Below are 8,285 nucleotides of genomic sequence, written 5' to 3'. Positions count from 1 at the left end.
CAAGGCATCCGGTATCGGCCGCGACGGCGGCGACTGGAGTTTCGAGTTCTACATGGAACAAAAACACGTCGGCTTCGCAACAGGAAAACACAATATCATGAAGCTGGGGAAGTGAACTCGGGCAATGGCTCTGGTACACAAACGTCGGTAAACACGAGGAGGAACTGTCATGGGAAAGATCGTACAAGCCGCGAAGATTACGCATGTGCCAAGTATCTGGATGTCCCATACGATGCCAAAATACAAAGGCATCCGGCAGTCTGCCATTGATGGTTATGCGCGCCTGCGCCAGGACGCGATAGATCGCGGGGTCGAGACGTTCCTTGTGTTCGACACTCATTGGATCACCAATCAGGGGTTTCACCTGAATACCAAAGAGCACCATAAAGGCCGCTTCATTAGCCACGAACTGCCACATATGCTGGCGGATATGGAGTTTGATTATCGCGGGGATCACGCGTTGGGGGAAACCATCCTTGATGTTCTGCGCGAGCGCGGTGAGCGGGCACTTGGCCATTCGCACCCCGATATGGGCATGGAATATGGCACCCTTCTGCCTATGCATTTCATCAACGAAGGGGTGAATGCCCGCGTTTTGCCTGTTGCAGTCAACCAGTTCTCGTCGATCCAGGAAAACCGCATCTGGGGTGAGGCCATTGCCGAAGGTATCCGACGTTCCGACCGGAAGGTTTCCGTAATGGCATCCGGCTCACTCAGCCATGACTTTACGCCCAATGAACGCTCGGTCGAAGGGTTGAATGCGGTAAACGGCGAGTTCAACCGCCAGATGGATATGCACGTGCTGGAGATGTGGGAGCAGGGACGGTTTGAAGAGTTTCTTGAGATGCTTCCAGACTATGCAAAGAAATGTACAGGCGAATGCGCCATGAATGACACTGCTTTGCTGTTCGGAGCTCTGGGCTGGGGCAGCTACAAGGGTGAGGTCGACATCTACACCCCCTACTTCGGCAGCTCTGGCACAGGTCAGGCGAATGTCAGTTTTTCGGTCTGAAGGCAGAACCTGGGACCTTTTCAATTGAAAAATGCACACCTGTTCGGCTTTAGTCCACGAGCCGAACAGGTAAGGTCGGGGACTGGACGAATTGGTGCTCAGTTACAAAAGAAGGCTTGCGCATGGATTGGGACACGTTTTCGCATTGGGGTCAGCACATTTCGAAATGGGCGGCCGACTATCACAGAACTCTTGCCGAGCGCCCTGTTCGCGCACAGACCACACAAGGAGAAATCGCGGCCCAGCTAAAGGTATCGCCCCCCGATAGTGGCGAGCCGATGGAAGCCATCATGGCCGATTTCGAACAGATCGTGATGCCGGGTATTACTCATTGGCAACACCCCCGGTTCTTTGCCTATTTCCCGGCCAATGCAGCGCCCCCGTCGATGCTGGCTGAAATGCTGGTGACCACAATCGCGGCGCAATGCATGTTATGGCAGACCTCACCAGCTGCGACTGAAGTCGAAGGTGTCATGGTCGATTGGCTGCGGCAAGCGCTTGGATTGCCGGAAGGTATGACCGGAGTTATTCAGGACAGCGCATCATCAGCCACGTTGTCGGCTGTGTTGACAATGCGGGAACGGGCAACAGGGTTTACCGGCAACCGCGAAGGCCTGAACGCCAAGGGCGCGCTGCGCATTTACTGCTCAGATCAGGTGCATTCGTCGATTGATCGGGCTTGCTGGGTTGCGGGGATTGGTCAGGACAATCTGGTGAAACTGCCTACAGGTGGTCCGACCTTTGCGATTGATGCAGGGGCTCTTGACGCCGCAATTCAGGGTGACATCGCGGCTGGGTATGTGCCTGCCGGTATCATTGCAATTACGGGCGGTACCGGGGTTGGGGCCTGCGATGATCTGGTAGCGGTCGCTGAGATTGCGCAAAAATACGACCTCTACACACATCTAGACGCGGCCTGGGCGGGGTCGGCGATGATCTGCCCCGAGTTTCGTGAGGCCCTTTGGCCCGGGGCGGACCGTTACGACAGCATTGTCTTCAACCCCCATAAATGGATGGGTGCGCAGTTCGATTGCGCGATCCAGTTTCTGCGGGACGCCGCGCCACAGCTCAACACGCTTAAGATCGAACCGGAATACCTCAAGACCACTGGGGCAGAGGTGACGAATTATTCGGAATGGACCATCCCCCTGGGTCGTCGGTTCCGGGCATTGAAGATCTGGTTCTTGTTGCGATCATACGGTCTCGACGGGTTGCGGGACCGTATTCGCAACCATGTGCTCTGGGCCAATGAACTTGCAGAAAAGATCGGCGCGATGGAGGGGTTTGAGGTCACCACCGGCCCAATCCTGAGCCTGTTTTCCTTTCGCTGTCCTGGGGATGACGCCGCGCAGCAGCGGCTGGTGGATGCGCTGAATGACGATGGCCGAATTTACTTGACGCAAGGCATGTTCGATGGCCGCAAGATCATCCGCTTTCAGGTTGGGCAATTCGACACATCCCGCGATGACGTGCTGATGGCCGCTGATGTCATCCGCGATGTCTGGGAGAGCCTGCCATGAAATTCGCAACGTTAAGTGCTGCAAGGGATACCGTCTTTCGCGCGATTACCTAGGATGGTGCGATCACTCTGAATGGTGATTTCCCCGAGTTTTCCAGCCCGTATGAGGTTATCGCCACAGGTGAGTTTGCCCAAACTGAAGACTAAGAAAACCGAACCCGCACCCTCTCGTTCTGATTGAGGGACCACCGGGGGGAAGGTCAGATGTTCAAACGGCTGGTGCCGCAGAGTACTTTCTTGAATTGAACAGATCAAACATGTCGGACGAAGAGGTCATGGCAGCGAAACGGCTCTTTTTGGACAATCTGAAGGTGCGCAAGAAGTAAAAAGGTGGCCGCGCGCTCGCCGCTGTCGCGGTCTTTACTGGCGCGCCTCAGGATAGCCGACCAGTCTGACCTGAGATTTCAGAATAACACACGTGACCAGCCCCAAGCGTGTTTTCCCCAAGGGGGCACGCCTATAGCTTTTGCACACCATGCATGGTCAGGGTGCTCACCAGATCGGCATAATCCTCGCGGGCTTTGGGGCCTGCGCCGGTGTTCCACATGTAATACCAGTTTAACATGCCAAAGACTGACATCGTCGCTCCCCGAAGCTTGTCCTTGGCTCCGTCAAAAGAACCGGGGGACAACTCCAGAAGTATGTCGCGTACAAAGTTCACCAGATCAAGCTGATAGCCCCGTAGCCTTTTTTGCTGTTCCTCGGTCAGTGCGCTCATGCCACTGATCTGAACCCGGTGCTCGTCATCTGCACCCTGATAGGCAAAAAGGATCTCGCGCACTGCTTTGCGCAGTTTCTGTTCGGGGCTAAGGCCGTCCAGATCAACATTGCAAATCCGGTCCCGCAACTCACGCAGGTACGTTTCAAGGATGTCATACAGGATAGCATCCTTGCTGTCATAGTAGTGGTATATGTTTGCTTTCGAGATCCCACATTCTTTGGCCAAAAGGGTCATCGAAGCACGGTCAAACCCCTGGTCGGCAAACACTTTTGCCGCCATCTTCAGGATCTGCTCTCGCTTTTGGTCGTGGTCTTTAGCAATTGTCCGGGCCACGGCTCAGTCCTTATCGCGATTGTCTACAACGCGCTTCGCCTTGCCCTGAGAGCGTTCGACGTCGCCGGGGTCCCCTACTACAATTTCGGTTGAAACGCCAACGACGTCCTTGATCCGCTTGGTCAGCATCCGAGCAGCGGCCGTTTTTGACAGCTCGTCGGTGGAATCGGGGGAGGATTCAACAAAGACCCGCATGGCGTCCATGCGACCGGATTTATAGAGCTCGATCTGGTAATAGGGGGCAAGACCGCCCGTTGCCATGACCTGTTCCTCGATCTGGCTGGGGAAGACGTTGACGCCGCGCAGGATCATCATGTCGTCGCTGCGACCGGTGATCTTTGCCATCCGGCGCATTGACCTTGCTGTCCCCGGCAGCAGGCACGTCAGATCGCGTGTGCGGTAGCGGATCATCGGCAGCCCTTCTTTGGTCAGAGTCGTGAACACCAATTCTCCGGTTTCGCCATCGGGCAGGACTTCTCCGGTCGCCGGGTCGATGATTTCCGGCAGGAAATGATCCTCCCAGATTACAGGTCCGTCTTTTGTTTCAACGCATTCATTGGCGACTCCGGGGCCCATGATCTCGGACAGGCCATAGATATCGACGGCGTGCATGTCGAAGGCTGCCTCGACCTCGGCCCGCATCGCGTCAGTCCAGGGTTCGGCGCCAAAAACGCCAACCTTCAGCGAGCTCTCACGTGGGTCGAGACCCGCCTTGTGGAACTGTTCTAGGATATTGAGCATGTAGGAGGGTGTAACCATGATACCGTCAGGACGGAAATCGTTGATCAGATTGACCTGCTTTTCGGTTTGCCCGCCCGACATCGGGACGACAGTCGCGCCAAGGCGTTCGATCCCGTAATGGGCACCTAGCCCACCGGTGAACAGCCCATAGCCGTAGGCATTGTGCACCATGTCGCCCTTGCGCAGCCCAGACGCCCGAAGAGAGCGCGCGCCAAGGTCAGCCCAATTGTCGATGTCATTCTTTGTGTAACCGACCACTGTCGGTTTGCCTGTCGTGCCGGAAGACGCGTGCAGGCGAATTATCTCGCTGCGCGGGACCGCAAAAAGACCAAACGGATAGTTGTCGCGCAGGTCGTTTTTATACGTGAACGGAAACTTTGACAAATCCGAAAGCTGCTGAAGATCGTCGGGATGCACGCCAGCCTCGTCAAAGCGCTGCTTGTACATCGGAACGTTTTCATAGGCGTGACGCACGGACCATTTCAGGCGCTCAAGCTGCGTGGCGCGAATTTCGTCGATCGAGGCGATTTCGATCGGGTCCAGGTCCGCTTTGTTGGGGGTAAGGTCTTCCATCGCGTAACTCCTCCAGTCACGAAACTATTCTTGAAAATTCTGGCCGCCAACGGCGCGGGACATGCCGCGAAATTCAGCGATCAGAGTATTGTCTTGATTGATGACGCGGACGTCGTAGATACCGCTGCGACCGGACAGGTTCACTTCTGTCGCGGTAGCCGTCAGGCGGTCACCCTTCCGTCCTGGTGCGAGATAGCTGACCATTGTATGCTGTCCCACCGTTGCAACATTCCGGCTGTTGCAGGCAAAGGCAAAAGCGCTGTCGGCAAGAGCGTGCGTGACGCCGCCATGGCAAATACCGTGTCCGTTACAGTGATGCGGTGCAACAGTCAGTGACAGGACAGCGCGCCCTTCTTCGACCTCCACAAGCTCCATCCCGAACCATTTACTGGCTTCGTCATTGGCCCACATCGCTGCCGCGGATTTTTGGGCACGTTCGTTTGGGGTCATCATCATCTTCCCTGAAAATGCGGTGCGCGTTTTTCGAGGAAACTGGACACGCCTTCTGCGTAATCGGCACTTTCCCCACAAGTTTTCATCGCGTCCGCTTCAATTTCAAGCTGATCGGACAAGGATGTGGTGGCCGCTGTTTGAATGCACTGCTTGGTCAGGCCCAACCCAAGGGTGGCGCCGTTGGAGAGTTGCGTGGCAAGAGCGCGTGCTTCGGTCATCAGCTGATCATCGGGCAACGCCTTCCAGATCAGCCCCCATTCTTCGGCCTGTTTGGCGGTTAGGGGCATTGCTGTCAGGGCCAGCCCCTTAGCGCGCGCTTCGCCCAACAATCGGGGCAGGTGCCAGCTGCCGCCTGTGTCCGGAATCAGCCCGACCTTGGAAAAGCTTTGAATGAACTTTGCGCTTTCCCCGGCCAGAACCATGTCGCAGGCCAGTGCAAGGTTCGCGCCTGCACCCGCGGCCACGCCGTTTACGGCACAAATTACCGGGAAATCCAAAGACCGGATCAGTCGAACCAAAGGGGCATAGAAAGTGCGTACAGTTTTGCCCAGATCAGGCGGGCCATCCATTTTCGAGGGATCGCGGTCTCCAAGGTCCTGACCCGCACAAAAACCGCGCCCTGCGCCGGTCAGCAAAATCGCGCGGGAACCATTTTCGCGCGCGCTCTTCAGCGCGTCCTGAAGGGCAAGATGCATCTCCTCATTGAACGAGTTCAGCTTGTCGGGGCGGTTCAGGGTTATTTCTACCCAGTTTCCGTGATCATGTACAAGGATCGTATCGCTCATGGCAGTCTCATCTGTTCCCGTGACAACTTAATCATTGCATTAACCGAACGGTTGGTCAATATATAAACCCGAACCGAATCTGGACTGATCAAAGGGATTGCCAATGTCGCAGCCGTCGCTGGTGAGTGTTGACTTTAAGGGCGACGTGGCCTGGGTCACGGTCGACAACCCGCCGGTGAACGCAACCTCGACGGGCGTTCGGCAGGGTCTGGCCGCCGCGGTCGATGCAGTTCAGAAAGCTCGGGTTGCCGTCCTGTGCTGCGCCGGTCGGACATTTATCGCGGGCGGTGACATGTCCGAGTTTGATGCGGCTCCGGTTGAGCCGCATTTGCCTGATGTTGTTCAGAAAATCGAAGACAGTAATGTGCCGTTTATCGCCTGTATGCACGGCAACGTGTTAGGTGGCGGGTTTGAAATTGCCATGGCCTGCGCGTGGCGGATCGCAGCGCCGGGCACCAGCTTTGGGTTGCCGGAAGTCAATGTGGGCCTCATCCCGGGGGCAGGGGGCACGCAGCGATTGCCGCGCCTTGTTGGAATGGAAGCAGCGATCGACATCGCCTGTTCGGGAAAAACCCTGAAAGCCGAGGAAATGGCCAATCTCGGCGGAATTGACCTGATTGCCGATAACCCAACGGCAGCTGTTCTGGACTTTGTCGCCAACCTGCCAAAGCGCCCGGCACCTGTCAGTCAAAGGCCCGTCGGCGAATTCGCGTCTGACCTTCTGGAGACGAGCCGTCAGGCTTTGATAAAACGCGCCAGGGGTCAGCAATCACCGCCGGAAAACCTGACCGCGCTCAGCTGGTCGTCCGAACCCTTTGCTGCCGCACAGCCGAAAGAGCGTGCGCGCCATCTGGCTCTGCGTCAAAACTCTGAAAGCCGCGCCTTGCGGTACGCCTTTTTTGCCGAGCGCAAGGTGGCCAGACCTTCCATGATTGCCGGAGTTACTCCGCGCGATATCAGCCGGATCGCAGTTGTCGGTGGCGGGTTGATGGGCGCAGGGATCGCCACCGCTGCCCTGAGTGGCGGGCTGTCTGTTACTTTGATTGAAAGAGATTTGGATGCAGCTGCCGCCGCCCGTAGCCGGGTTGAGGGGCTGCTACAGAGGGCGGTCAAGCGGGGTAAGATGTCCGAAGCACAGCTGCGGGAACGCCTTGCTGCGTTTCGAGCTGTGGACAGCTACTCCGAAGCTGCGAACGCTCAGCTGGCGATCGAGGCTGTGTTTGAAGACTTGTCAGTCAAGCAACAGGTTTTTGCAGAATTGGCCCGCCATATGCAGCGTGACGCGATTCTGGCCACGAACACGTCTTACCTGAGCCCAGTCGATATCTTCGCGGGTATCGAAAATCAATCGCGGTGTATTGGCCTGCATTTCTTCAGCCCTGCCCATGTTATGAAGCTGTTGGAAGTCGTGCATACGCCGCAAACTTCGCCCGAAGTTGTCGCCACCGGGTTTGCGCTTGGAAAAAGGCTTCGCAAGGTTTCTGTGCTGTCGGGCATCTGTGATGGTTTTATTGGCAACCGGATGTTGGCTGCGTATCGGCGCGAGGCCGATTATTTGCTGGCGGATGGGGCGTTGCCTTATCAGGTGGACCAGGCAATGCGAGCTTTCGGGATGCCCATGGGGCCTTACGAGTTGCAAGATCTGACCGGCCTCCAAATCGCCTGGGCCAACCGAAAACGTAATGCAGCAACCCGCGACCCGAACGAACGTTATGTGACGATTGCTGACCAGCTTTGCGAGATGGGTCGTCTTGGCCAGCGCACGGGCAAAGGATGGTATCGCTATGAAGACGGTACTCGCGAACCGATCCGTGATCCCGAAGTGGACGCGTTGATCGAGTCCTACTCGGCTGATCAGGGCATAACGCGGCGGGCATACGCACAGGACGAAATCGTGTCGCGCATTTTGGCGGTGTTGGACAATGAGGGCGCGTTGATCATTCAGCAGGGGATCGCCGAGTCCGCGGAAGCCGTCGATATGGTTCAAATTCACGGCTACGGCTTTCCGCGCTGGCGCGGCGGTCCGATGAACTTCTGCAAGGAAATCGGTGCCAGCACGACGCAGGCAATGATGGAAACCGTAGCCAAGGAAAGCCCCGGTTCATGGCGCGTCGCGGGCTGTCTTGGAGACAATTAACAAGTTGATGG

Annotated in this window: 7 protein-coding genes; 3 read left to right on the top strand and 4 right to left on the bottom strand. The window is 56.7% G+C overall.

The window, feature by feature from the left end:
• Positions 1 to 169 precede the first annotated feature (169 nt).
• Both hpaD and AC2FLZ_RS16860 read left to right on the top strand, forming a co-directional pair.
• The gene (gene hpaD / locus AC2FLZ_RS16865) at positions 170 to 1,012 is read left to right on the top strand and encodes a 3,4-dihydroxyphenylacetate 2,3-dioxygenase (protein ID WP_496882453.1); all 843 of its coding nucleotides are present in this window, start codon (positions 170 to 172) and stop codon (positions 1,010 to 1,012) included.
• 122 nt (positions 1,013 to 1,134) lie between these two features.
• Positions 1,135 to 2,532 carry a pyridoxal phosphate-dependent decarboxylase family protein gene (locus AC2FLZ_RS16860; RefSeq protein ID WP_480521221.1) on the top strand — a complete coding sequence of 466 codons (1,398 nt, stop codon included), beginning with the start codon at positions 1,135 to 1,137 and terminating at the stop codon, positions 2,530 to 2,532.
• A gap of 456 nt (positions 2,533 to 2,988) precedes the next feature.
• Here AC2FLZ_RS16860 and AC2FLZ_RS16855 read toward each other — a convergent pair whose 3' ends face one another.
• From AC2FLZ_RS16855 to paaG, 4 genes are read right to left on the bottom strand one after another with little or no spacing between them, the layout of a single operon-like run.
• Complete coding sequence (locus tag AC2FLZ_RS16855) at positions 2,989 to 3,585, bottom strand: TetR/AcrR family transcriptional regulator (RefSeq protein WP_480478162.1); 597 nt, start codon at positions 3,583 to 3,585, stop codon at positions 2,989 to 2,991.
• A 3-nt stretch (positions 3,586 to 3,588) separates the two neighbouring features.
• Positions 3,589 to 4,899, bottom strand: a complete 1,311-nt coding sequence (gene paaK, locus AC2FLZ_RS16850; protein ID WP_480478164.1) for a phenylacetate--CoA ligase PaaK — start codon at positions 4,897 to 4,899, stop codon at positions 3,589 to 3,591.
• A gap of 24 nt (positions 4,900 to 4,923) precedes the next feature.
• Entirely contained in the window at positions 4,924 to 5,349 is a 426-nt protein-coding gene (paaI, locus tag AC2FLZ_RS16845) for a hydroxyphenylacetyl-CoA thioesterase PaaI (protein WP_480547562.1), read from the bottom strand.
• Between the two features lie 2 nt (positions 5,350 to 5,351).
• The gene (gene paaG / locus AC2FLZ_RS16840) at positions 5,352 to 6,137 is read right to left on the bottom strand and encodes a 2-(1,2-epoxy-1,2-dihydrophenyl)acetyl-CoA isomerase PaaG (protein WP_496809293.1); all 786 of its coding nucleotides are present in this window, start codon (positions 6,135 to 6,137) and stop codon (positions 5,352 to 5,354) included.
• Between the two features lie 103 nt (positions 6,138 to 6,240).
• Between paaG and AC2FLZ_RS16835 the strand changes: the two genes are divergently transcribed.
• The gene (locus tag AC2FLZ_RS16835) at positions 6,241 to 8,274 is read left to right on the top strand and encodes an FAD-dependent oxidoreductase (RefSeq protein ID WP_496882452.1); all 2,034 of its coding nucleotides are present in this window, start codon (positions 6,241 to 6,243) and stop codon (positions 8,272 to 8,274) included.
• Positions 8,275 to 8,285: the final 11 nt, after the last annotated feature.

It is taken from the genome of Ruegeria sp. YKSF131 (assembly GCF_059612645.1).
The sequence above is the reverse complement of the archived record's forward strand: the minus strand, read 5'-3'. Positions and strand labels throughout refer to the sequence as shown.

Excerpts from the sequence above, each read along its gene's own strand:
- paaI (WP_480547562.1), bottom strand. The coding sequence starts at position 5,349 with ATGACCCCAAACGAACGTGCCCAAAAATCCGCGGCAGCGATGTGGGCC.
- hpaD (WP_496882453.1), top strand. The coding sequence starts at position 170 with ATGGGAAAGATCGTACAAGCCGCGAAGATTACGCATGTGCCAAGTATC.
- paaG (WP_496809293.1), bottom strand. The coding sequence starts at position 6,137 with ATGAGCGATACGATCCTTGTACATGATCACGGAAACTGGGTAGAAATA.
- AC2FLZ_RS16835 (WP_496882452.1), top strand. The coding sequence starts at position 6,241 with ATGTCGCAGCCGTCGCTGGTGAGTGTTGACTTTAAGGGCGACGTGGCC.
- paaK (WP_480478164.1), bottom strand. The coding sequence starts at position 4,899 with ATGGAAGACCTTACCCCCAACAAAGCGGACCTGGACCCGATCGAAATC.
- AC2FLZ_RS16860 (WP_480521221.1), top strand. The coding sequence starts at position 1,135 with ATGGATTGGGACACGTTTTCGCATTGGGGTCAGCACATTTCGAAATGG.